We start from the raw sequence: 21,119 nt of genomic DNA, 5'->3' as shown, positions 1-21,119 counted from the left end.
CACCACCCCGACGCCTCCGAGGCATCCGAACTCCATCGAAGGGCACCGGACATGGGTCCCCATCCTGCGGTCGCGGCGATACGCCTGGCGGTCCGCCGCGTACTCCACGACGTCCTCACCGACCTCACCGACCACACAGGCGCCGCCGCCGCCCCCCGCCGCCCCGGGGGCTCGCCGCCGCTCGTCCTCGTCGCCTGCTCCGGAGGCGCCGACTCCATGGCGCTCGCCTCCGCCCTCGCCTTCGAGGCCCCCAAGCTCGGCATCCGGGCCGGCGGCATCACCGTCGACCACGGACTGCAACCCGGCTCCGACCTGCGCGCCGCCGAGGTCGTCTCCCGCATGACCGCCATCGGCCTCGACCCGGTGGAGTCCGTCGCCGTGCGCGTCGGCCGCGACGGCGGACCCGAGGCCGCCGCCCGCGACGCCCGATACGGAGCCCTGGACGAGGCCGCGGACCGACTGGGCGCCGCCGCCGTGCTGCTCGGCCACACCCGGGACGATCAAGCCGAAACCGTCCTGCTGGGCCTGGCCCGCGGCTCCGGCATCCGCTCGCTCTCCGGCATGCCCGAGGTCTCCGGCGGATCCGCCGGCCGCACCAACCGCTACCGCCGCCCCTTCCTCCAGGTCGACCGGCAGACCGCCCGCAAGGCCTGCATGGTCCAGTCCCTCCCCGTCTGGGACGACCCGCACAACATCGACCCCGCCTACACCCGCTCCCGGCTGCGCCACGAGGGGCTGCCCGCCCTCGAGAAGGCGCTCGGCAAGGGAGTCGTCGAGGCGCTCGCCCGCACCGCGCAGCTCTCCCGCGACGACGCCGACGCCCTGGACGCCTGGGCGGCCGAGGCGGAGACCGGCGTACGCGACGCGGACGGCCGCCTGGAGTGCGCCAAGCTCTACGCCCTGCCCCCGGCCGTCCGCCGCCGCGTGCTGCGCAGGGCCGTCGTCGCGGCGGGGTCTCCCGCGGGCTCACTCTTCGCCCGCCACATCGAAGAAGTCGACCGCCTCATCACCGGATGGCGGGGTCAGGGCGCCATCAACCTGCCCGGCCGGGTCGAGGCCCAGCGGCAGGGTGGCAGACTTGTCATCCGGCAGGGCTGATTGGTGCTGAAACACGGCTGAGTCCTCCGGGGTCGCCCCCGGAGCCCCGGCCGACAACGAAAGTGATGCGGGTGGACGAGAAGGACATGGGCAACGACCTCCAGTCGGTGCTCATCACCAAGGAAGAGATCGACGCGAAGCTGGCCGAGCTGGCCGCGAAGATCGACGCGGAGTACGCGGGCAAGGACCTGCTCATCGTCGGTGTGCTCAAGGGCGCCGTGATGGTGATGGCGGACCTGGCGCGTGCCTTGTCCACCCCGCTCACCATGGACTGGATGGCGGTGTCCTCGTACGGCGCCGGGACCCAGTCCTCCGGTGTGGTGCGGATCCTCAAGGACCTGGACACCGACATCAAGGACAAGCACGTCCTGATCGTCGAGGACATCATCGACTCGGGCCTGACGCTGTCCTGGCTGCTGTCGAACCTGGGCTCCCGCCAGCCGGCCTCCCTGGAGGTCGTCACGCTGCTGCGCAAGCCCGAGGCCGCGAAGGTCGCGATCGACGTGAAGTGGGTCGGCTTCGACATCCCCAACGAGTTCGTCGTGGGCTACGGCCTGGACTACGCGGAGAAGTACCGCAACCTGCCGTTCGTCGGCACGCTCGCCCCGCACGTCTACGGCGGCTGATCCACTCCCGCTTCCGCCCCGTCCCCGGGAACCCCGCCGAGCCTGCGGGGAACCTGGGGGCGATTCCCGCCGTTGAAGCAGGGGAAGGCGGGTCTGTCAGCCGTCCCACAGGGCCGCGGGTGACAATTCAGGGGTACATTCCGAAGAACAGTCTTTACTCACAGCAGCATTTACCTACGGGCAGGAGGGACGGGACGCCTGGCGTCCCGTATGGATGGACGTGAAGCGATACTTCCGTGGGCCGGTCATGTGGATCGTGCTGGCCGTCCTCGCCGTGGTCGTGTTGATGAATGTCGTCGGCTCCGGCGGCGGCTACAAGTCGGTGGACACCAGCGAGGTCATCAAGGCGATCAACACTGGCCAGGTGGAGACAGCCAAGCTGACCACCGGCGACAGCCAGATGATCAAGATCGAGCTCAAGCAAGGCGAGAAGCTCGGCAAGCACGACGGCACCAAGTTCCAGGCCAACTACATCGGGGATCAGGGCGTCCAGCTCGCCCAGAGCCTCCAGACCAAGTACGACGCCGGTCAGATCCCGGACGGGTACTCCGTCACGCCGGACAAGACCAGCCCGTTCCTGAGCGTGCTGCTCTCGCTCCTGCCCTTCGTGCTCATCGTCCTGGTCTTCCTGTTCCTGATGAACCAGATGCAGGGCGGCGGCTCCCGGGTCATGAACTTCGGGAAGTCCAAGGCCAAGCTCATCACCAAGGACACCCCGAAGACCACGTTCGCCGATGTCGCGGGCTCGGACGAGGCCGTCGAGGAACTCCACGAGATCAAGGAGTTCCTCCAGGAGCCGGCGAAGTTCCAGGCCGTCGGCGCCAAGATCCCCAAGGGCGTGCTGCTGTACGGCCCGCCCGGCACCGGCAAGACCCTGCTGGCGCGTGCCGTCGCGGGCGAGGCCGGCGTCCCCTTCTACTCGATCTCCGGATCCGACTTCGTCGAGATGTTCGTCGGTGTCGGTGCCTCGCGTGTCCGTGACCTGTTCGAACAGGCCAAGGCCAACGCGCCGGCGATCGTCTTCGTCGACGAGATCGACGCCGTCGGCCGGCACCGCGGTGCGGGTCTCGGTGGCGGTCACGACGAGCGCGAGCAGACCCTCAACCAGCTGCTGGTCGAGATGGACGGCTTCGACGTGAAGGGCGGCGTCATCCTGATCGCCGCCACGAACCGTCCGGACATCCTCGACCCGGCGCTGCTGCGCCCGGGCCGTTTCGACCGGCAGATCGCGGTCGACCGCCCGGACATGCAGGGCCGTCTGGAGATCCTCAAGGTCCACCAGAAGGGCAAGCCGGTCGCCCCGGACGTCGACCTGGGCGCCGTCGCCCGTCGCACGCCCGGCTTCACCGGTGCCGATCTCTCCAACGTCCTGAACGAGGCCGCGCTGCTCACGGCCCGCTCGGACAAGAAGCTGATCGACAACCACTCGCTGGACGAGGCGATCGACCGCGTCGTGGCGGGCCCGCAGAAGCGGACCCGGATCATGTCGGACCGGGAGAAGAAGATCACCGCGTACCACGAGGGCGGACACGCCCTGGTCGCGGCGGCCTCCCCGAACTCCGACCCGGTCCACAAGATCACGATCCTGTCCCGTGGTCGGGCCCTCGGTTACACCATGGTCCTGCCCGACGAGGACAAGTACTCGACCACGCGCAACGAGATGCTCGACCAGCTGGCGTACATGCTGGGCGGGCGCGCGGCGGAGGAGCTGGTCTTCCACGACCCGACCACCGGCGCGGCGAACGACATCGAGAAGGCCACCGCCACGGCGCGGGCCATGGTCACGCAGTACGGCATGACCGAGCGTCTCGGTGCGATCAAGTTCGGCGGCGACAACACCGAGCCGTTCCTGGGCCGCGAGATGTCACACCCGCGGGACTACTCGGAAGAGGTCGCGGCGCTGGTCGACGAAGAGGTCAAGAAGCTCATCGAGACCGCGCACAACGAGGCCTGGGAGATCCTGGTCGAGAACCGCGACGTCCTCGACAACCTGGTCCTCGCGCTGCTGGAGAAGGAGACGCTGAACAAGGAGCAGATCGCCGAGATCTTCTCGACGATCGTGAAGCGTCCGGCCCGTCCCGCGTGGACCGGCTCCTCCCGCCGCACCCCCTCCACCCGTCCGCCGGTGCTCTCTCCCAAGGAGCTCCAGCTGACGAACTCGGCGAACGGCACGTCGGCCACCGTCGCGCCGGTCTCCACGGAGAAGGGCATCGAAGTGGCTCCCGAGGACCGCCCCGAGTAACCGGCGGCTCGACCCACCCGGAATGGAAGCCGCGCCCCCCAGGTTCTAGCCTGGGGGGCGCGGCTCATTTGTACGACCGCGTGTGCGGACAGGAACGAGGATGAGATGACCGACCCAGTGACCTTGACCGGTGACGAGGGCACGATCGGCGTGTTCGACGAGAAGCGCGCCGAGGCGGCGGTCCGTGAGCTCCTGATCGCGGTCGGCGAGGACCCGGACCGCGAGGGCCTCCTGGAGACCCCGGCGCGCGTGGCGCGCTCGTACCGGGAGATATTCGCGGGCCTGTACCAGAAGCCCGAAGAGGTCCTGACGACGACGTTCGACCTGGGCCACGACGAGATGGTCCTCGTGAAGGACATCGAAGTCATGAGTTCCTGTGAACATCATCTGGTCCCCTTCCACGGCGTGGCGCACGTCGGCTACATCCCGTCCACCGACGGCAAGATCACCGGACTGTCGAAGCTGGCCCGTCTCGTGGACGTGTTCGCCCGCCGTCCGCAGGTGCAGGAGCGGCTGACCACGCAGATCGCGGACTCCCTGATGGAGATCCTGGACCCGCGCGGGGTCATCGTGGTCATCGAGTGCGAGCACATGTGCATGACCATGCGCGGGGTCCGCAAGCCCGGCGCGAAGACCATCACCTCGGCGGTCCGCGGCCAGCTCCGCGACCCGGCCACCCGTAACGAGGCCATGAGCCTGATCATGGCGCGCTGAGCCGATGCCCGGGCGGACGGCTGGGAGCCGCTGAGCGAGGACGTCCGGCGGACCCTCGAACTGCTGCCGGCCGGTGAGCCGGACGCCGAACGGCGCTTCCAGGACCGGATCCCGCACACCCGGATGCGAGCGAGCGACTGCGCATGTCCGTGCGTGTACCTGCGCGTGGACACCGAAGCCGTGGCGGCGGTGCCGACGGACGAGCGGACGGCCGTCGCCGCGGGGGCCCCTAGGCCTTGGCCGGGGCCTTGGCGGTCGGGTCCTCGTCCTCCGGGAGCTTCAGGACGTGCTCCAGGAAGAGGGCCGCGGCGATGACCGCCGCACCCGCCAGGACCGAGAAGCCCGCGTACCAGGCCTGGTCGCGGCGGGCGGGGACGTCGAGGGCGTCGGTCAGCAGGAAGACGCCCACACCGCCGTACATGCCCGCCACCAGCGCCGCCACGAGGGCACTGGCCTGGCCGAAGACCACCGCGCGGGCCGCCATCAGCGGCTCCACGCCCTTGGCGCCGGGGCGGCGCTCGCGCTGGGCCTTGAGGCGGGCGCGCAGGGACAGGGCCGTCGCCAGCAGCACCGCCGCGATGACGCCCAGGACGATCGGCGCGGCCAGCGGAACGCCCGGCAGGGTGCCGTAGGCGTTCCACAGGCGCGCGCCCGCCCAGGACAGGATCCCGGCGACCACGAAGATGCCCGCCAGGACCGCCGGCCTCAGTTGCTTCACTTGCCCGTTCCCCACTTTCAGCGAGTAGCCGTGAACAGGCTAACGACTACTCGGGGAGGTGGAGTTCCAGGTCGGGGCGCGGCGTCACGCCGACCAGGCCGATTTCGGCCAGCAGCGCCGTGACCGGGCCGCGGCCCGGGATCTGGGCCTCCGGGTCGATGTCGTGCCAGGGGGCCAGCACGAAGGCACGCTGGTGGGCGCGCGGATGCGGGAGGGTGAGGACCGGGTCGTCGGAGACGCGGTCGGCGTACGCGACGATGTCCACGTCGATCGTGCGCGGGCCCCAGCGCTCCTCGCGGACGCGGTCGAAGGCCTCCTCGACGGCGTGCGCGCGCTCCAGGAGCGAGGACGGCGGCAAGGTGGTCTTCACGGCGACGACCGCGTTGAGGTACGAGGGCTGCGAGCCGGGCTCGACGCCCCACGGCTCGGTCTCGTAGACGGGGGAGACGGCCTTGACCCGCATGCCGGGGGTGTCACCGAGGGCGTCGATGGCGCCCTGCAGGGTCTCCAGCCGGTTACCGAGGTTCGCACCGAGCGCGATCACGGCCCATTTGGGGTTGGACAGGGTCACGTCCGCCGCGTCGACCGTCTCGACGACGGAGGCGGGTACGGGCTGGACGGTGGGGTCGCTCTGAGCGTTCAGTGCGTTGTTCATGCGCGGCTCCGGGTGATCGTGATGGTCACGTCGTCGAAGGGGACGGTGATGGGCGCGTCCGGCTTGTGGACGACGACCTCCACCTGCGCCACCGCTTCGTGCTTGAGGCACTGCTGGGCGATCCGCTCGGCCAGGGTTTCGATGAGGTCGACGGGCTCACCCTGGACCACGTCGACGACTTCCTCCGCGACTACCCCGTAATGCACGGTCTTAGCCAGGTCGTCTCCGGCCGCCGCGGGGCGGGTGTCGAGGTGCAGCACGAGGTCGACGATGAAGGTCTGGCCTTCCTCGCGTTCCCGGGGGAAGACGCCGTGGTGCCCGCGAGCCTTGAGGCCGCGCAGCGCGACACGATCCACGCGAATCACTCCTGCTTTCGTAGGTGCTTCCGGTCCCGGGGCTCCCCAGGGCCATGGCTGCGCCGAGTGCGGTCGGCGTCGTCCGTCTTCGAATTTACCTGCGAAATACTCCGGCTCCCGCCGGAGGGGTCAGGAGGCGTCCTCGTCCTCGTCGTCGTCGGACTCCGTGAGGACGGGAGAACCGTGGTGGGACCAGAGCCGCCAGCCCTCGGATGTGCGTCGGAACACATTCGTCGCCACGACGAGCTGACCGACGAGCGGGCCGAGTTCCCCGCCGTCCTCGGCGGGGCCGCCGCTGAGGATGTTCTCCGTACACGTCACCAGGGCGGTATCACCTATTACGGCCACTTTGGTGTCGGTGAGGAAGAACTGGATGTAGTCGGTGTGCGACATGATCAGCGCGTACGAGCGCAGGACCTCGCCGCGGCCCGAGAGCACCGGCCAGCCGGGGTGGACGCAGGAGATCTCGTCCTCCAGCCAGAGCGCCGACAGTGAGTCGAAGTCCCCCCGCTCCATTGCCTCGTAGAAGGCCGTGTTGACCTCTTCGACCGCCTCGATGTCGGTTCTGCTCACGGTGCTCCTTGTCGGTGGGTGAGGATCAGAGTGCCCCTTCGACGGCGCGGGCCACCCGTACGGCGTCCGCGGTCGCCCGTACCTCGTGCACCCGCACGGCCCAGGCGCCCTGGTGGGCGGCGATCGCGGAGACGGCGGCCGTGGCGGCGTCGCGTTCGCGGGCGGGCGGCGGGGTGGTGTCGGCGCCGCCGGCCAGGACCCGGCCGAGGAAACGCTTCCTCGACGCGGCGACCAGCAGCGGGAAGCCCAGTGCGCGCAGCTCGGGCAGGTGGGCCACGAGGGCCAGGTCGTGCTCGGCGTTCTTGGCGAAGCCCAGCCCGGGGTCGACGACGATCCGCTCGGGGGCGATGCCGCCGGCCACGACCGCGTCGATCCGGGCCCGCAGTTCGGCGGTGACCTCGCCGACCACGTCCTCGTAGACGGCGAGGCTGTTCATGCCGGCGCTGAAGCCGCGCCAGTGCATCACCACGAACGGCACCTCGGCGGCGGCGACGGCCGGGATCATCCCAAGGTCGGCGAGGCCGCCGCTGACGTCGTTGACCAGGGCCGCGCCGGCTTCGACGGCCCGGGCGGCGACGACGGCGCGCATCGTGTCGACGGAGACGGTGACGCCTTCGGAGGCCAGGCCCCGGACCACGGGGACGACCCGGCGCAGCTCCTCCTCCTCGTCGACGCGGGAGGCACCGGGGCGGGTGGACTCGCCGCCGACGTCGACGAGGTCGGCGCCGTGCTCGACGAGGTCGAGGCCGCGCTTGACCGCGGCGGTGGTGTCGAACCAGCGACCGCCGTCGGAGAAGGAGTCGGGCGTGACGTTGACGACGCCCATGACCGCGCAACGGTCCCAGTCCGGCAGACCTGCGACCCGGCCCCTGCCGGTGGCTCCGCGCTTCGTGTTCATAGGTCCAAGGGTAGGGCTGACCTGGATACGACAGGGCCCCGGCGTCTCGCGACCGCCGGGGCCCTGGACGGGCGTGCGCGGGTGGTTACGCCGCCTGGACCTCGCGCTCCTGCTGCTTGGGCACGGACGTCATGTGGGTGTGCGTGCAGGTGCGCACCGGCTTGGGCCGGCGGCGGCTCGCGAAGAGCCGGGGCAGGGCCACGGTGACGAAGCCCTCCGCCTGCATCACGGCGAAGCCGATGCGGGGCAGGTCGCGGCTGTTGCGGTAGACCATGAAGCGCGGCTCCCAGCGGGGGCGGAACTTCTCGTTGAACTTGTAGAGCGACTCGATCTGGAACCAGCGGGAGAGGAAGACCAGCAGGTTGCGCCACATCCGCAGGACCGGTCCGGCGCCGATCTTCTCGCCGCGGGCGAGGGCCGCGCGGAACATCGCGAAGTTCAGCGAGACCTTCTCGATCTTCAGGTCGGGGGCGGCCTGGAGGGAGGCGACGATCAGCAGCTCGTTCATGCCGGGGTCGGCGGCGCGGTCGCGGCGCATCAGCTCCAGCGACATGCCGTCCTTGCCCCACGGGACGAAGTGCAGGACGGCCTTCAGGTCGCCGAAGGGGCTGGTGTCGCCCTCCTCCACGCGGTGCGCGGTGGCGATGAAGCAGTCGCCGTCGCCCTCCTCGCCGACCCGCCCCAGGGCCATCGAGAAGCCGCGCTCGGTGTCGGTGCCGCGCCAGGCCTCGGCCGCGCCGCGGACCCGCTCCAGCTCCTCCTCGGTCAGCTCGCTGACCCGGCGGACCTGGGTGGTGTAGCCGTTGCGTTCGATGCGCTTCACCATCTGGCGGACATTGCGCATGGGACGGCCCGCGAGGGAGAAGTCTTTGACATCGACAATCGCCTCGTCACCCAGCTCCAGGGCGTCCAGACCGGTCTCGCGGGTCCAGACCTCGCCACCGGTCTCACTGCAGCCCACGACGGCCGGGGTCCAGGAGTGGGCCTTGGCCTCCTCCATGAACCGCTCGATCGCGCCGGGCCAGGCCTCGACGTCGCCGATGGGGTCGCCGGAGGCGAGCATCACGCCGGAGACGACGCGGTAGGTGACGGCGGCCTTGCCGCTGGGGGAGAAGACGACGGCCTTGTCGCGGCGCAGCGCGAAGTGGCCGAGCGAGTCGCGGCCGCCGTGCTTGGCGAGCAGCTCGCGCAGCTTGCCCTCGTCGTCGGCGGTGAGCCGGGCGGCCGGGTGCTCGGGGCGGAAGGCCAGGTAGATGGTGGTGAGGGCGGTCAGCATGCCGAGGGCGCCGAGGGAGTACCCGACGGTCCAGGACACCTGGCCCGCGTAGTCGACGGGGCCCTCGAAGCCGAAGAGGCCGTAGACGACGTGCGTGATCTGCTCGTACAGGCCCGGGTTGCCGACGACCCGGTTCGGGTGGACGTTGACGATGAGCAGGCCGAGCCCGATGGAGCCGGCGCTCATCAGGACGAAGTTGGCGAGGGCCTTCCAGCGGCTGCGGGGGTCGGGCAGCGCCTTGAATTCACTCTGGTGGCGCAGCAGCAGCGCGAAGAGCGCGGCCGCGATGATCACGCCGACGATCGAGTGCCGGTAGAGGAACTGCGCCACGGCACCCGCCGGCAGCAGCACGACCGCCGCCCGCCAGGCCCGGCGCTTGCGGCGCTTGAGGCCGTGCGCGAGCAGCAGGAGCAGTACGCCCGCGCTGATGGCGAGGGCCGCTGCGAAGGGGCCGAACACCGGCAGCACCTCGGCGACCGCGTGGATCCGGCTGTGCCGGAACCGCGGGAACACCCCTGCCGCGATGTCCAGAAGGCCGACGATCATGACGGCCGTACCTACCAGGCCGGGCACCGACTCCGGCTGTGGACCTCGGAGGATTCGGCGGACCCTGCTCGGAACCTGTCCCGACTTATCGCCATCTATCCTGCTAGACATCGCTTCCCGTTGCTCCGCGAGAGATCAAGTGGCCGAAGGCCGCGACAGCCTCCGGTGTGTGGTGCGTCCCTTAGGACGACATCGACGAGGAGCGGGTTCACTCTTTCGTCGGAAAAAAACAGTCCTGCCACAAGAAAGTCGACTGACTGCTCATGGGTCTCACCAGTAATACGGTTCTGGCGCTGGCCATCATCGCCGGTGTGCTGCTCTTCGCGGCCACGGTGTGGTTCTGGCCGAAGCTCTCGGGCCGCACCTGGCGCGCGTTCGCCGGCCGTATCGGTCTGCTGTTGGCGACCCAGCTGGCGCTGTTCTCGGCTGTGGGGCTCGCGGCTAACAAGTCGTTCCTCTTCTACGGTTCCTGGGCCGACCTGTTCGGCCAGGAGACGTCCATGGGCAAGGTCGTCGACCACTCGATGAGCAGCAAGGACATCAAGGTCGTCGACAAGCAGAAGCTGGACGTACCCGGTGGCGCCAAGCCCCAGGTGGGCGGTCAGATCCTGAAGGTTGCCATATCCGGGCAGAAGTCGAAGATAACGAGCCCCGGCTACGTGTGGCTCCCGCCGGAGTACTTCCAGCCGCAGCACAAGGACGAGAACTTTCCGGCGTCCGTCGTCCTGACGGGCTACCCGGGCACCGCCGAGAACCTGATCAAAGGGCTCGACTACCCGATGAAGGCCTTCAGCCTGTCCAAGTCGGGCAAGATGAAGCCGATGATCCTGGTCATGCTGCGCCCGACCGTGGCGCCGCCGCGTGACACCGAGTGCGTCGACGTCCCCGGCGGCCCGCAGACCGAGACCTTCTTCGGGGTGGATCTCCCGCAAGCCATCCAGGACACCTTCCGGGTCGGCAAGAAGCCCCAGAACATGGGCTTCATCGGCAACTCCACGGGCGGTTACTGCGCCCTGAAGATCGCCGCGCACTACCCGCAGACCTTCGGTGCCGCCGCCGGCCTGTCCGCCTACTACGACGCTCCGGACGACCCGACGACCGGTGACCTGTTCCACGGCGACGAGAAGCTGAAGAAGCGCGCGGACATCCTGCACGTCATGGAGAACAAGAAGCCGGCCGGTACGTCCTTCCTCGTGACCAGCAGCGAGAAGGGCGAGCCGAACCTCGCCGACACCAAGAAGTTCATCAAGAAGGTGAAGGGCCCGGACCGGGTCTCCTCCATCATCCTCGACAGCGGTGGCCACAACTTCAACACGTGGCGACGTGAGATCCCGCCGATGCTGACGTGGATGAGCGGCCGCATCGAGGCCTGATCCGCCGCCCGCCGACATCCGGCGCCGACCTGACCGTGACCGGCCCTTCGGGGCCGGTCACGGTCGTTCGGGGTTCAGGCCTCCTGCAGTTGGGCCCGGCGCAGCGCCCGGTGGACCCCCTCCGGGGTCAGTACGCCGACCAGCTCACCGGAGCGCGGGTCCGTGACCCCGATCCGCCCCGAGTCCTCCTGCAACAGGGCGGCGAGGGCCTCGCGCAGCGTCGCGCCCAGCGCCACCGAGGCCGCCGGGGCCTTCCCGTCCGCCTCGGCCAGGTCGGCCGCCTCGACCGGGGTGACGGCGAGCCGCTTGAGCCCCCGGTCGGAGCCGACGAAGGAGGCCACGTACGCGGTGGCGGGAGCCCCGAGGACCGCCGCTGGGTGGGCGAACTGCTCGATGGTGCCCGTGCCGTAGACCGCGATGCGGTCGCCGAGCCGGATCGCCTCCTCCAGGTCGTGGGTGACCAGCAGGATCGTCTTGCGCACCGTCTTCTGCAGGGCCAGGAACTCGTTCTGCAGCCGCTCGCGCACCACCGGGTCGACCGCGCCGAAGGGCTCGTCCATCAGCAGTACCGGCGGATCGGCGGCGAGGGCGCGGGCCACGCCGACGCGCTGGCGCTGCCCGCCGGACAGCTGCTCCGGGTAGCGGCCCCCGTACACGGCCGGGTCCAGGCCGACCAGTTCGAGCAGCTCGGCCGCCCGGGCGCGGGCCTTCGCCTTGGGGGTGCCGATCAGCTGCGGCACGGTCGCCGTGTTCTCCAGCACCGTCTTGTGCGGGAACAGCCCGACCTGCTGGATGACGTACCCGATCCGGCGGCGCAGCTCGACCGGGTCGGCGGCCGCTATGTCCTCGCCGTTCAGCAGGATCCGGCCGGAGGTCGGGTCGATCAGCCGGTTGACCATCTTCATCGTGGTCGTCTTGCCGCAGCCGGACGGTCCCACGAGCGTGACCAGCTCCCCCTCCGCCACCTCGAAGGACAGGTCCTCGACGGCTGTGGTCCCGTCGGGGTAGCGCTTGGTCACATGCTCGAATCGGATCACAAACCCATCCTTCCGCACGCCGGTCGCTGATTTGTGAAGGGCGTGTTGCCCCGGTGCGAAGGATTCCGGCCATTGAGGGTGGTGGGGGTTAGGGTCGCTGTAACGGGTGAGTGTGAAGACGTGCGTTCGAATGACGGGGGGTGAGGGGCGTGGCGGCACCGAACTGCCTGGTGGCGAACGACTGGATCTGCTGGGACTACGTCACCTCCCGCTCCCAGGAACTGACCGACGCCACCCTCGAACACATCTGGCTCACGGGCGTGTCGGTCCTGATCGGCATCGCCGTGTCCGTGCCGCTCGCCCTGCTGGCCCGCCGCGGCCGTCACTGGGCGGCGCCCGTCCTGGGCCTGACCACCCTCCTCTACACGGTCCCCTCGCTCGCCATGTTCTCCCTGCTGCTGCCCGTCTTCGGACTCTCGGCGGCCCTGGTGGTGACCGGGCTGGTGCTGTACTCGCTGACGATCCTGGTCCGCAACGTCCTGGCCGGCCTGGAGGCCGTCCCCGAGGACGTACGGGAGGCCGCGCGCGGCATGGGGTACGGCCCGGGGCGGCTGCTGTGGCAGGTCGAACTGCCGCTCGCGCTGCCCGCGCTGCTCGCCGGCGTACGGATCGCCACCGTCTCGACGGTGGCGCTGACCACGGTCGGCTCCATCATCGGCAAGGGCGGCCTCGGCAACCTCATCGCCCCGGCCGTGAACAGCTCCTTCAAGGCCCAGGTGCTCACCGCCTCGGTGCTGTGCGTGCTGCTCGCGCTCGTGGCCGACCTGCTGCTGCTCGGCGTGCAGCGGCTGCTCACCCCGTGGACCCGGGCCGGTGCCCGGGGCCGGGGCCGATCCGCGGCACCGACCCGGGAGACGACCTCGGCCCCGGCTCCGGCGAAGGGGGTCTGAGACCGTGGGAGGCGTCATCGGAGGGGCCTGGGACTGGCTGGCGAACGGCGCCAACTGGTCGGGGGAGAGCGGCGTCTGGCACCGGCTCGGCGAGCATGTCTACGTCAGCGCGGTCGCGCTCGCGATCGCCTGCGCGGTGGCACTGCCGATCGGCCTGTTCCTCGGCCACCTCGGCAAGGGCGGCACCCTCGCGATCAACATCTCCAACATCGGCCGGGCCGTCCCCGTCTTCGCGGTGCTGGCCCTGTTCATGGTCTCCCCGCTGCGCAACGCCGGCTACCTCCCCACCATCGCCGCGCTCGTGCTCTTCGCCGTCCCGCCGCTGCTGACCAACGCCTACGTCGGCATGCGCGAGGTGGACCGCTCGGTCGTGGAGGCCGCCCGCGGCATGGGCATGTCCGGGATCCAGCTCTTCCTGCGCGTCGAACTTCCGCTCGCGCGAGCCATGGTGATGACCGGGCTGCGCTCGGGTGCCGTCCAGGTCATCGCCACGGCCACGATCGCCGCCATGGTCGGCCAGGGCGGCCTCGGCCGGATCATCACCGCCGGCTTCAACACGTACGACACCCCGCAGGTCGTCGCGGGCGCCCTGCTGGTGGCCGCGCTCGCCCTGCTGGTGGAGGGCGTGCTGGTGGCGGCGGACCGGCTGCTGCTGCCGCGGGCGGCGGCGTCCCGCTGATTCCTGTCCATCGCCTCGAACGGAGTACCTCCATGACCAAGACCACGCGCGTCCTCGGCGCGTCCCTGGGCACCCTGGCCCTGACGGTGTCGCTCGCCGCGTGCGGCGGTGACAGCCTGGAGAAGAGCAAGGACGGCGGCTCGGCCTCCGCCGACTCCTCCTCCGGCGCGGGCGGCGCCAAGGGCGGCCTGGTGATCGGCGCGGCCGGTTTCACCGAGTCGAACGTGCTCGCCGAGCTGTACGCGCAGGTCCTCAAGGACGCGGGCTACAGCACCTCGATCAAGACGGTCAACAACCGCGAGCTGTACGAGCCCTCGCTGGAGAAGGGCGAGATCGACGTCGTCCCGGAGTACGCGGCCACGCTCGCGGAGTTCCTCAACGCCAAGGTCAACGGCCCGAAGGCGCCCGAGGAGAAGCCGGTCGCCTCCAGCGACGTCGCGGCGACGGTGGCGGGCCTGGAGAAGCTCGCGGGCCCGCTCGGGCTGAAGGCGCTCGCCGCCGGTGAGGCGGTCGACCAGAACGCATTCGCCGTGACCAAGGAATTCGCCGAGAAGAACAACCTGAAGACGCTTTCCGATCTTGGTAAGTCCGGACTGAAGGTGAAGATCGCGGCGGGCGACGAATGCAACGTCCGGCCCTTCTGCGCGCCGGGGTTGACCAAGACGTACGGAATTCAAGTTTCCGGTATCGACCCGAAGGGCGTCGGCACCCCCCAGGCCAAGCAGGCGGTCAAGGACGGCGCCGACCAGCTCGTGCTCACCACGACCACCGACGCCACCCTCGACAGCTTCGGTCTGGTCCTGCTGGAGGACGACAAGAAGCTCCAGAACGCCGACAACGTCCTGCCGGTGGTCAACGCCAAGGACGCCGGAACCCCGGAGGTCGCGGCCGCGCTCGACAAGCTGACCAAGGCGCTCACGACGGCCGATCTGGTCGATCTGAACCGCAAGGTGGACGCCGAGCGCGCCAAGCCGGCCGACGTCGCCAAGGCCTACCTGGAGTCCAAGGGCCTGCTGAAGAAGTAGCGCGCACGGGTTGATGGAGAAAAGTGGCTTAACTGCCCGGGAAGAGTTTGCCGGGCGGGTATCCCACTCGACCTCCATGCACTGTAAATTTCGGGCCATGCCCCGTGGACGCCACCGCAATCCCGAACCCCTGCACCGGCTGCTCACGCCGACGACCGTGGCCGGTGTATCCGTCGTCGGCGCCGGCGCGGCCTGGCTCCTGGCGGAACCGATGGCGCTGCGGCTCCTCGTGGCCGTCACGGCGGCCGCCGGGGTCGCCGGCGCCGTCGTCATGCGCGCCTGGGACCGCTCGGCGGGCCGCCGGGTCGCCGAACTCGCGCGCGAGCGGGTCAAGGACGAGTGGAAGACGGACGAGCGGATAGCCGAGCTCGAATCCGACCTCGAAGAGGCTCGGATGCTGCGGGCCCGGCTCGACGCCAAGCTGCGCGCCAAGCGGGTCGAACTGGCGGGCCTGCGCGGCGAGCACGCGGCGCTGCTGCGGCGGTACGCGACCGCCGAGACCGAGCGCGCCAGCGCCCTGGAGGGCCGCCGGCTGCTGGCCATCGAGGCCTCTGCGGCGCCGGCCGCCGCGCAGAAGCAACTTCCGGCCGTCACCGAGGAGCGCACCTCGGCGGGCGCGCCCACCGGGGTCGGCTACGCCCGGGCCCACTCGGCCCTGGAGGCGCTGGCCCGCCGGCGGCAGGAGGCCCGGGCGCTGCCCGCGGGGCCGTCGGCCCCGGAGCCCGATCCCGGCCCCGGTCCGGGGCGTGGCCACGCTCCCGCCCCCGCCGCCTCGCTCCCCGCGCGTCGCCCGGCGGCCGCGGTGGCCCCGTACGCGGCCCAGCGGCGGACGGCCTCGCGGATCGAGGGCGGCTTCGACTTCTTCGGCACCAAGAACGCGGCGCAGGCCCGCGCGGTGATCGAGGCGGTGCAGAACGAGGACCTGGCCGACGTGGTCGGCGCGGAGGCCCTCGCCGTGCACAAGGCCGAGTCGGTCCAGGCCGTGGTCGAGCCGGAGTTCAAGCCGGCGACGGACGAGACCCGCGCGGTGGGTCAGGTCATCGACCTGACGGCCCACGACGAGACCGAGCCGATCGACGTGGTCCGGCTCCGCACCGCCATCTCCTAGCCGGCCAGGGGTCGGTCCCGGTACGAGGCCACCAGCCGGGCGAGGTGCCGGCCCGCCACGAGGAGCGGGGTGCGGCTCATGGTGACCTGTGAGGTCGTCTCGGCGCCCTCCAAGGTGTTGATCACGGTGATCGCCAGATCGCGGGCCTCCGACTCCGGATAGCCCGAGGCCAGGAGCTTCGCGGCCACCAGGTGCTGCCAGTTGGCGAAGGCCTGCGCGCAGGCGGCCTGGAGTTCCGGCAGGCGGCCGATCGTCTCCAGGGCCGTGGCCGTCACCGGGCAGCCGTCCCGCCAGTCGGAGTCCTCCAGTGCCCGCGCGAGCGCGGTCGCCACGCTCTCGACCGCCTCGGCCGGGTCGGTGTGGGCGGCGAGCCCTTCGCGGAGCAGCTCCGCGAACTCCTCGTCGCCGAAGTGGATCGCGGCCACCGCGAGTTCCTGCTTGCCGCCCGGGAAGAAGTGGTACAGCGAGCCGAGGGTGGCCTCGGCCTCGCGGACGAGCTGCTTGACCGGGGTGTTCTCGTATCCGCCGCGCTGCATGAGGCGCGATGCGGTGCGCACCAGCCGCTCGCGTGTCCCGGGTGCCGCTGCTGTCGTCGTCGCTGCTGTCGCCATGGGCGTGATGCTACCGCCGAATCTGGATAGAGCGTTCGTTCTAGCTCATGTTACGGTCGTCCCGAGCGCTGGATAGAGCGTTCGTTCTAGACGATGTGTGGGGAGAACTCCGTCATGAACCAGATCCGTACCACCCGAGCCCAGGGCGCCGGGGGCGCCGCGGTCGCCGCGGTCACCGTCGTGGGGCTCGGCCCGATGGGCCGCGCCATGGCCGCCGCCTATCTCGACGCCGGCTACCGGGTCACCGTGTGGAACCGCAGCGCGGGCAAGGACGACGAGCTCGTCGCCCGCGGGGCCCACCGCGCCGCCGGCATCGCCGAGGCCGTCGCCGCGAGCCCGCTGACCGTGCTCAGCCTCATCGACGTCGAGGCCATGTACGGCACGCTCGGCGACACCGACCTCGGCGGCCGTGTGCTGGTGAACCTGTCCTCGGACGTCCCGGACAAGGCCCGCGCCGCCGCCCGTTGGGCCGAGGAGCGCGGGGCCGCGTACCTCACCGGCGGGGTCAACGTACCGCCGACCGGCATCGGGCAGGAGGGGTCCTCGATCTTCATCAGCGGCCCGCGGGAGGTCTACGAGGAGCACCGCGCGACGCTCGACCTGCTCGCCGCAACCGACCACCGCGGCGCCGACCCCGGCCACGCGCAGCTCTACTACCAGCTCAACATGATCCTCTTCTGGACCGCCTACACCGGCTGGTACCAGGCCGTCGCCGTGGCCCGCGCCAACGGGCTGACGGCGGCCGACATCCTTCCGTACGCCGGCTACACGGCCGACACCATGCGCGGCTTCTACACCGCGGGCGCCCCGCTCATCGACGCCGACGAGCACGGGGGCGAGCACGAGCGCCTCGCGATGTGCACCGCGAGCGTCGAGCACATCCTGCACACGGCCGCCGACTCCGGTGTGGACACCGGGATCCTGACCGCGCACGCCGAGCTCTACCGGCGCGGTGTCGAGGCGGGCTTCGGCGCCGACAGCAGCTCCCGCCTGATCGGCCTGCTGGGCGGCAGGTCCGGAACCGCCTAGCCGGTCCGGCCCTGGCGGATCGCGTCGAACCAGCGGACCACCTGTGGTGCCGAGCGGACCGCGGTGGCCGTGTGGTCGGCGTCCGGGCCCTGGTCCACGACCTTCGCCCGGACCCCGTGGCGGGCCAGATCGGCGGCGCAGGCGCGGGAGTTGGCGATCGGTACGTCGGTGTCGCCCTCGCCCGCGTAGAGGCGTACGGGCGCGGCGGGCTTCCAGTCGCAGACCCCGTCGTTGGCCCGGACGGCCTCCAGCAGGGCGCCGTGCGGGCTCCGGACGTTCTCGGTCCACTGCGGGGTCAGCAGCTCCTGCGGCGTCGCCGGGAGCGCGGCCACGATGTCCTGCACCGGGTGGCTCCCGTCGAACAACCCTTCCACAGCCTGTGCGTAGGGCGCGCGGAACACCTCGGCGGGGTCCTTGTACAGCGGGTGGAGCCGGTTCTGGGCCGTGAGGAAGTACGAGAGGTAGAAGACGCCGACGCGCGGATCGACCCGGCCGTCGGTGAGCCCCGGGAACTCGGTGCCGAGCAGGTCGTGCGGCCCGGCCATCGGGGCCAGCGCCCGCAGCCGCAGGCCGTCCCGCCCGCGGGAGAGTTCGCGGCCCAGAGCCATCGCCACCTGGCCGCCCTGGGAGAAGCCGGTGGCGTACACATCCCTGCTGACCGGGCGCCCCAGCCGGTCGGCGGCGGTGCGGGCGGCCTTCAGCATGTCGACGGAGGCCGTGACCGAGGACCGGGTGTCCATGTACGGGTGGTTGCCCGGGCCGCCGCCCAGGCCCAGGTAGTCGGGGGCGGCGACGGCCCGCCCGGCGGAAGCGTGCAGGTACGGGGTGAGGCGGTTGGCGCCGGGGCCGCCGGACGGGGCGTCGTCGCGGGTGGCGACCGTGCCGTGGGTGTCGGAGACCAGGTCGAGGCGGTGCGGGCCGCCGCGCGGCAGGACGAGCAACCCGGTGGCGGTGGTGGGCCGGCCCTGGGGGTCCACGGTGGCGTAGGTCAGCCGGTAGGCGCGCACGCCGTACCGGACGGTCGCGGGGTCGATGCCCAGGGTGGCGAGTTCGGCGACGACCTGCCCGCGGTCGAGGGTGTCCAGCGGGGCGACGGAGAGCAGTCCGCCCCGGGCGGGGGCGGCCGTTGCGGTCCGTGCGGCGGGCGCGGCCGACGCCGCAGGGGCGGCGATCCCACCCAGTACGGCGGCGAGGGCCACCGTCGCGGCGCCGCGCCGCAGCCACTGCCGGCGCCGCTGCTTGCTGTGCTGCGTGATCGTCATGTCGGGAACGCTACGGACGCCCGCGGCGGCTCGACATCCGGGCGGCACCCGGCGGTCGCGGGGGTTAACCCCCGCCCGGCAGGTGCCGTCAGAACAGCGGGAGTTGCCCCGGGTGTTCGGACAGGACGAAACCGTCCAGGGTCGGCGCGGAGGCGCCGAGCACCACCCGGGCCCGGGATCCGGGGCAGGACACCAGGTCACCGCGCCCCCGCCCGGACGGCGGATCGTGGCGGGCGATCCGTCCGGCGGTGACGGCGCAGTCGCGGCCGCAGGAGGGGCAGGCCCGGCGGGGAGAATGGGACATGCCGCCCAGTGTGCCCTGCCGCACCGACATCAGCTCGGCCGGCCGGCGGGCTCAGCTCGGCTGTGCGGCGAGCCAGGCCTCGTGCGCCCGCTGCACCCGGTCCCACAGCGCGGCCCGGTCCGCGGACGTCAGGTCGTCGAGCTCCCGCCCGAAGACCGTGGCCATGACCTCGAAGAGCTCCTCCGGGGAGGCCAGGTCCCGCTCGCCGCGCCCGCCCTGCGGGTCGAGGGTCAGCAGGATCCTGCCGTGCAGGCGGTTCATGACCCCGGCGTCGCGTCGCAGCATGAAGAAGGACTGCAGGAAGGGGGAGTCCTCGGCGGTGGACAACCGCAGGTGCTCGGCCTCGAAGTCGGCCATGGTGGCGGGGGCCGAGCGGAAGTTCATCGCCGGGAAGGGCGAGTCCTCGTTGAGGAAGGTCCAGCCCGTGTCGGGCCCGTCCGCGCTCCCGAGCGGCCGCAGGCCGTACCGGAAGCCGCGCTCGTAGCGGCCCTCGCGCAGCGGCAGCGGCTCGGGCGGGCCGTCGCCCAGGCCGACGTCCACGAAGTACGCCTCCCCGTCGATCCGTACGGTCAGGGTGAGGTGGTCGCCGCTCACCTCCCGCGAGTCCGCGTCCGCGCACATGCCCCCGACGTGGCGGGTCACGTCGTACCCGAGGTGCTCCAGCAGCGCCGCGAAGGCGCCGTTGAGGTGGAAGCAGTAGCCGCCGCGCCCGGCGCCGATGCGGCGCACGGACAGCTCGGGGTCGATGCCCGGCGGCCGGCCCAGCTGGATCTCCGTGTTCTCGAACGGGATCCGCTCCAGGTGGGCCCGTGTGAGTGCGAACAGCCCTTCGACGGAGGGGGATCCGGGCTCGGTGATGCCGATCCGCCCCAGGTACGCGGCATATGTGCCAGAGATGATCATGAACCTACATTAGGTCGGACCTCTCACGGCACGGGGCTCGGGGCTACTTGTCGATGTCGCCGACCACGAAGAAGAGCGAGCCCAGGATCGCCACCATGTCGGCGACCAACTGCCCCGGCAGCAGCACCGCCAGTGCCTGGATGTTGTTGTACGAGGCGCTGCGCAGCTTCAGCCGGTACGGGGTCTTCTCGCCCTTGGAGACGAGGTAGTAGCCGTTGATGCCGAGCGGGTTCTCCGTCCACGCGTACGTGTGCCCCTCAGGCGCCTTCAGGACCTTGGGCAGGCGCTGGTTGATCGGCCCCGGCGGGAGGTCGTCCATCCGGTCCAGGCAGGCCACGGCCAGGTCGAGCGCGTTGTGGGTCTGGTCCAGCAGGCACTCGAAACGGGCCAGGCAGTCGCCCTCGGTGCGCGTGACCACCTTCAGGACGTCCTGGAGCTCGCCGTAGGCCAGGTACGGCTCGTCGCGCCGCAGGTCGAAGTCGACGCTGGAGGCGCGGGCGATCGGGCCGGAGACCCCGTACGCGTGCACCGCCTCGGCGGACAGCACGCCGACCCCGCGCGTACGGGCGCGGAAGATCTCGTTCCCGTGGACCAGCTTGTCGTAGACGTCCATCCGGGTCCGGACGTCGGCGATCGCCGCACGGGCCCGGCCGAGCCAGCCGGCCGGGAGGTCCTCCTTGAGGCCGCCGACCCGGTTGAACATGTAGTGCATCCGGCCGCCGGAGATCTCCTCCATCACGGCCTGGAGCTCCTCGCGCTCGCGGAACGCGTGGAAGATCGGGGTGATGCCACCCAGTTCGAGGGGGTACGAGCCGAGGAACATCAGGTGGTTCAGCACCCGGTTCAGCTCGGCCAGCAGGGTGCGCATCCACACGGCCCGCTCGGGGACCTCCATGCCGAGCATCCGCTCGACGGCCATGACCACGCCCAGCTCGTTCGAGAACGCGGACAGCCAGTCGTGGCGGTTCGCGAGCATCACGATCTGCCGGTAGTCGCGGGCCTCGAAGAGTTTCTCCGCACCGCGGTGCATGTAGCCGACCACCGGTTCGGCACTGACGATCCGCTCGCCGTCCAGGACGAGGCGCAGGCGCAGCACGCCGTGCGTGGAAGGGTGCTGGGGGCCGATGTTGAGCACCATGTCGGTGCTCTCCGCCGCGCCGCCGATACCGACCGTGGTCTCCGTCATGCGGGCATTG

Annotated in this window: 22 protein-coding genes; 10 read left to right on the top strand and 12 right to left on the bottom strand. The window is 71.0% G+C overall.

The features are described from left to right. The first annotated feature begins 51 nt into the window (after positions 1-51). From tilS to folE, 4 genes are all read left to right on the top strand, one after another. Positions 52-1,098: a tRNA lysidine(34) synthetase TilS gene (tilS, locus tag ACWG52_RS17010; RefSeq protein ID WP_389803540.1), complete on the top strand. Its 1,047-nt coding sequence runs from the start codon at positions 52-54 to the stop codon at positions 1,096-1,098. A gap of 65 nt (positions 1,099-1,163) precedes the next feature. Beyond that, positions 1,164-1,724, top strand: coding sequence for a hypoxanthine phosphoribosyltransferase (hpt, locus tag ACWG52_RS17005; protein ID WP_030010907.1), 561 nt, complete (start codon positions 1,164-1,166; stop codon positions 1,722-1,724). A 214-nt stretch (positions 1,725-1,938) separates the two neighbouring features. Beyond that, positions 1,939-3,966 carry an ATP-dependent zinc metalloprotease FtsH gene (gene ftsH / locus ACWG52_RS17000; protein WP_389803536.1) on the top strand — a complete coding sequence of 676 codons (2,028 nt, stop codon included), beginning with the start codon at positions 1,939-1,941 and terminating at the stop codon, positions 3,964-3,966. A 105-nt stretch (positions 3,967-4,071) separates the two neighbouring features. Next, positions 4,072-4,680, top strand: a complete 609-nt coding sequence (folE, locus tag ACWG52_RS16995) for a GTP cyclohydrolase I FolE (RefSeq protein WP_030756162.1) — start codon at positions 4,072-4,074, stop codon at positions 4,678-4,680. A gap of 229 nt (positions 4,681-4,909) precedes the next feature. Here folE and ACWG52_RS16990 read toward each other — a convergent pair whose 3' ends face one another. From ACWG52_RS16990 to ACWG52_RS16965, 6 genes are all read right to left on the bottom strand, one after another. Beyond that, complete coding sequence (locus ACWG52_RS16990) at positions 4,910-5,398, bottom strand: DUF3180 domain-containing protein (protein WP_389803532.1); 489 nt, start codon at positions 5,396-5,398, stop codon at positions 4,910-4,912. 46 nt (positions 5,399-5,444) lie between these two features. Beyond that, on the bottom strand, positions 5,445-6,053 hold the full coding sequence (gene folK / locus ACWG52_RS16985) for a 2-amino-4-hydroxy-6-hydroxymethyldihydropteridine diphosphokinase (RefSeq protein WP_033219222.1): 609 nt from the start codon (positions 6,051-6,053) through the stop codon (positions 5,445-5,447). Further along, positions 6,050-6,409: a dihydroneopterin aldolase gene (gene folB, locus ACWG52_RS16980; RefSeq protein ID WP_030010912.1), complete on the bottom strand. Its 360-nt coding sequence runs from the start codon at positions 6,407-6,409 to the stop codon at positions 6,050-6,052. Before folB ends, folK begins: the two co-directional genes overlap by 4 nt. A 129-nt stretch (positions 6,410-6,538) precedes the next feature. Then, a complete protein-coding gene (locus tag ACWG52_RS16975; RefSeq protein ID WP_266483259.1) occupies positions 6,539-6,982 on the bottom strand; it encodes a nuclear transport factor 2 family protein in 444 nt (147 codons plus the stop codon). A gap of 25 nt (positions 6,983-7,007) precedes the next feature. Continuing rightward, a complete protein-coding gene (gene folP / locus ACWG52_RS16970) occupies positions 7,008-7,880 on the bottom strand; it encodes a dihydropteroate synthase (RefSeq protein ID WP_453128941.1) in 873 nt (290 codons plus the stop codon). Between the two features lie 85 nt (positions 7,881-7,965). Then, positions 7,966-9,813, bottom strand: a complete 1,848-nt coding sequence (locus ACWG52_RS16965; protein WP_389803527.1) for a phosphatidylglycerol lysyltransferase domain-containing protein — start codon at positions 9,811-9,813, stop codon at positions 7,966-7,968. A gap of 152 nt (positions 9,814-9,965) precedes the next feature. On the opposite strand from ACWG52_RS16965, the gene ACWG52_RS16960 reads away from it, so the two are divergent. Further along, entirely contained in the window at positions 9,966-11,075 is a 1,110-nt protein-coding gene (locus tag ACWG52_RS16960) for an alpha/beta hydrolase (protein ID WP_389803524.1), read from the top strand. A gap of 74 nt (positions 11,076-11,149) precedes the next feature. On the opposite strand, the gene ACWG52_RS16955 is transcribed toward ACWG52_RS16960, so the two are convergent. Then, positions 11,150-12,112: an ABC transporter ATP-binding protein gene (locus ACWG52_RS16955; protein WP_389803521.1), complete on the bottom strand. Its 963-nt coding sequence runs from the start codon at positions 12,110-12,112 to the stop codon at positions 11,150-11,152. A 149-nt stretch (positions 12,113-12,261) separates the two neighbouring features. On the opposite strand from ACWG52_RS16955, the gene ACWG52_RS16950 reads away from it, so the two are divergent. The 4 genes from ACWG52_RS16950 (at position 12,262) to ACWG52_RS16935 (ending at position 15,814) form a co-directional block, all read left to right on the top strand. Then, positions 12,262-13,002, top strand: a complete 741-nt coding sequence (locus tag ACWG52_RS16950; RefSeq protein WP_453128940.1) for an ABC transporter permease — start codon at positions 12,262-12,264, stop codon at positions 13,000-13,002. 4 nt (positions 13,003-13,006) lie between these two features. Continuing rightward, on the top strand, positions 13,007-13,681 hold the full coding sequence (locus ACWG52_RS16945; RefSeq protein ID WP_033219208.1) for an ABC transporter permease: 675 nt from the start codon (positions 13,007-13,009) through the stop codon (positions 13,679-13,681). 32 nt (positions 13,682-13,713) lie between these two features. Beyond that, positions 13,714-14,706 carry an ABC transporter substrate-binding protein gene (locus tag ACWG52_RS16940; protein ID WP_389803512.1) on the top strand — a complete coding sequence of 331 codons (993 nt, stop codon included), beginning with the start codon at positions 13,714-13,716 and terminating at the stop codon, positions 14,704-14,706. 97 nt (positions 14,707-14,803) lie between these two features. Then, positions 14,804-15,814: a hypothetical protein gene (locus tag ACWG52_RS16935; RefSeq protein WP_389803509.1), complete on the top strand. Its 1,011-nt coding sequence runs from the start codon at positions 14,804-14,806 to the stop codon at positions 15,812-15,814. Here ACWG52_RS16935 and ACWG52_RS16930 read toward each other — a convergent pair. Continuing rightward, on the bottom strand, positions 15,811-16,425 hold the full coding sequence (locus ACWG52_RS16930; protein ID WP_389803506.1) for a TetR/AcrR family transcriptional regulator: 615 nt from the start codon (positions 16,423-16,425) through the stop codon (positions 15,811-15,813). The genes ACWG52_RS16935 and ACWG52_RS16930 overlap by 4 nt on opposite strands. Before the next feature lie 114 nt (positions 16,426-16,539). On the opposite strand from ACWG52_RS16930, the gene ACWG52_RS16925 reads away from it, so the two are divergent. Continuing rightward, entirely contained in the window at positions 16,540-17,454 is a 915-nt protein-coding gene (locus ACWG52_RS16925; protein WP_389803503.1) for an NAD(P)-dependent oxidoreductase, read from the top strand. Here ACWG52_RS16925 and ACWG52_RS16920 read toward each other — a convergent pair. The 4 genes from ACWG52_RS16920 to ACWG52_RS16905 all read right to left on the bottom strand — a co-directional run bounded on the left by ACWG52_RS16920 (position 17,451) and on the right by ACWG52_RS16905 (position 21,109). Beyond that, the gene (locus ACWG52_RS16920; protein ID WP_390139456.1) at positions 17,451-18,716 is read right to left on the bottom strand and encodes an alpha/beta hydrolase family protein; all 1,266 of its coding nucleotides are present in this window, start codon (positions 18,714-18,716) and stop codon (positions 17,451-17,453) included. The two genes, ACWG52_RS16925 and ACWG52_RS16920, sit on opposite strands and share 4 nt — an antisense overlap. Before the next feature lie 88 nt (positions 18,717-18,804). Next, the gene (locus ACWG52_RS16915) at positions 18,805-19,020 is read right to left on the bottom strand and encodes a hypothetical protein (protein ID WP_030727007.1); all 216 of its coding nucleotides are present in this window, start codon (positions 19,018-19,020) and stop codon (positions 18,805-18,807) included. A gap of 51 nt (positions 19,021-19,071) precedes the next feature. Beyond that, entirely contained in the window at positions 19,072-19,923 is an 852-nt protein-coding gene (locus tag ACWG52_RS16910) for an arylamine N-acetyltransferase family protein (protein ID WP_453128939.1), read from the bottom strand. 43 nt (positions 19,924-19,966) lie between these two features. Then, positions 19,967-21,109, bottom strand: a complete 1,143-nt coding sequence (locus ACWG52_RS16905) for an NADH-quinone oxidoreductase subunit D (RefSeq protein WP_453128938.1) — start codon at positions 21,107-21,109, stop codon at positions 19,967-19,969. Between the last annotated feature and the right edge of the window lie 10 nt (positions 21,110-21,119).

The sequence above is a fragment of the Streptomyces sp. CLCI03 genome (assembly GCF_053615355.1).
Note: the sequence above shows the minus strand (reverse complement) of the source record. Positions and strands in the feature narration are given on the sequence as shown.

Bases quoted from the DNA above. Each gene is read 5' to 3' on its own strand.
- ACWG52_RS16965 (WP_389803527.1), bottom strand. From the start codon at position 9,813: ATGTCTAGCAGGATAGATGGCGATAAGTCGGGACAGGTTCCGAGCAGG.
- folE (WP_030756162.1), top strand. From the start codon at position 4,072: ATGACCGACCCAGTGACCTTGACCGGTGACGAGGGCACGATCGGCGTG.
- hpt (WP_030010907.1), top strand. From the start codon at position 1,164: ATGCGGGTGGACGAGAAGGACATGGGCAACGACCTCCAGTCGGTGCTC.
- ACWG52_RS16905 (WP_453128938.1), bottom strand. From the start codon at position 21,109: ATGACGGAGACCACGGTCGGTATCGGCGGCGCGGCGGAGAGCACCGAC.
- ACWG52_RS16960 (WP_389803524.1), top strand. From the start codon at position 9,966: ATGGGTCTCACCAGTAATACGGTTCTGGCGCTGGCCATCATCGCCGGT.
- ACWG52_RS16935 (WP_389803509.1), top strand. From the start codon at position 14,804: ATGCCCCGTGGACGCCACCGCAATCCCGAACCCCTGCACCGGCTGCTC.
- tilS (WP_389803540.1), top strand. From the start codon at position 52: ATGGGTCCCCATCCTGCGGTCGCGGCGATACGCCTGGCGGTCCGCCGC.
- ACWG52_RS16920 (WP_390139456.1), bottom strand. From the start codon at position 18,716: ATGACGATCACGCAGCACAGCAAGCAGCGGCGCCGGCAGTGGCTGCGG.
- folP (WP_453128941.1), bottom strand. From the start codon at position 7,880: ATGAACACGAAGCGCGGAGCCACCGGCAGGGGCCGGGTCGCAGGTCTG.
- ftsH (WP_389803536.1), top strand. From the start codon at position 1,939: ATGGACGTGAAGCGATACTTCCGTGGGCCGGTCATGTGGATCGTGCTG.
- ACWG52_RS16910 (WP_453128939.1), bottom strand. From the start codon at position 19,923: ATGATCATCTCTGGCACATATGCCGCGTACCTGGGGCGGATCGGCATC.
- ACWG52_RS16925 (WP_389803503.1), top strand. From the start codon at position 16,540: ATGAACCAGATCCGTACCACCCGAGCCCAGGGCGCCGGGGGCGCCGCG.
- ACWG52_RS16940 (WP_389803512.1), top strand. From the start codon at position 13,714: ATGACCAAGACCACGCGCGTCCTCGGCGCGTCCCTGGGCACCCTGGCC.
- ACWG52_RS16915 (WP_030727007.1), bottom strand. From the start codon at position 19,020: ATGTCCCATTCTCCCCGCCGGGCCTGCCCCTCCTGCGGCCGCGACTGC.
- ACWG52_RS16930 (WP_389803506.1), bottom strand. From the start codon at position 16,425: ATGGCGACAGCAGCGACGACGACAGCAGCGGCACCCGGGACACGCGAG.
- folK (WP_033219222.1), bottom strand. From the start codon at position 6,053: ATGAACAACGCACTGAACGCTCAGAGCGACCCCACCGTCCAGCCCGTA.